This window comes from Shewanella sp. 11B5, assembly GCF_002836795.1.
Taxonomy (GTDB): Bacteria; Pseudomonadota; Gammaproteobacteria; order Enterobacterales; family Shewanellaceae; genus Shewanella; species Shewanella frigidimarina.
Genome location: NZ_PJAP01000209.1, coordinates 1 through 1,031, shown reverse-complemented (window position 1 = coordinate 1,031; position 1,031 = coordinate 1). Strand labels below are relative to the sequence as shown.

General features: G+C 43.2%; 1 protein-coding gene. It reads right to left on the bottom strand.

What is annotated here, in order from left to right:
- On the bottom strand, positions 1-971 hold a 971-nt coding region (locus CXF78_RS01705; RefSeq protein ID WP_102035784.1), incomplete at its 3' end, for an aspartate carbamoyltransferase.
- Between the last annotated feature and the right edge of the window lie 60 nt (positions 972-1,031).

Here is a 1,031-nt window from a genome sequence, read left to right as displayed (position 1 = left end):
TCGAGTTGGTTTGCAACTCCCAATGTTAATGCAAAAAGTGCCATACGTATGAGTAAGCCGTTGTCGGCTTGTCTAAAAATAGCCAAACTTGGATGGCTGTTTAAATCATTGTCGAGTTCATTTGCTTGCGCGCGTGAATCACGAGGTAATGGATGCATAATCACCGTATTTGATTTGCAATGCTGCGTATAAATATTGTGATTTAAGCGAAACTTACCACGGTATTTATTGGCTTCTTCCTGTGACGGAAAGCGCTCTTCTTGAATACGGGTAAGATATAAAATATCCGCATTATGTAAATTACCTTCAAGTTGTTCGGTTATTGTGATCTTATGGCCAGCATTTTCAATGTCGGCGATCACATAGTCAGGCATTGCTAGCTCACTTGGCGATATCAATGTGAACTTAATGTCCTTATGCATACAAAGTAAGCGCGAGAGTGAATGCACGGTGCGACCATATTTTAAGTCACCCACCATGGCAATGTGCATACCATCGATACCCATACCTGAATGGCTTAATTCTTTTTTGATGGTAAACAAGTCCAGCAAGGCTTGAGTTGGATGTTCATTTGGCCCATCACCGCCATTGATTACTGGCACTCGGCTGCCTTCAGCAAACTCTTTGACGGAGTAGGCATCTGGATGACGCATAGCAATCACATCAGAATAGGTCGAGAGCACTCGGGCGGTATCGTAAAGCGACTCGCCTTTAGATAATGACGATGATGCCATTCCTGTGGTTTCTCTTACATGTCCGCCAAGTAAATTGAAGGCACAGCCAAAGCTGACACGAGTTCGGGTGCTGGGTTCAAAAAACAGATTGCCTAAAATGGCACCTTCCAACACTTTGGTGCGTTTTTCACGCAAAGCATAAGGGGTCATTTTGTTAGCGACGTTGAAAATAGTGTTAATCGAATCCAGATCTAACTGGTTTACTGAAAGGATATGTGAACCTTCGAACTGTGTCATCAGCCTGATTTCCAAAGTTTGGGGGCAAAATATTCACCAGAACAGCATGCTATTTTACCG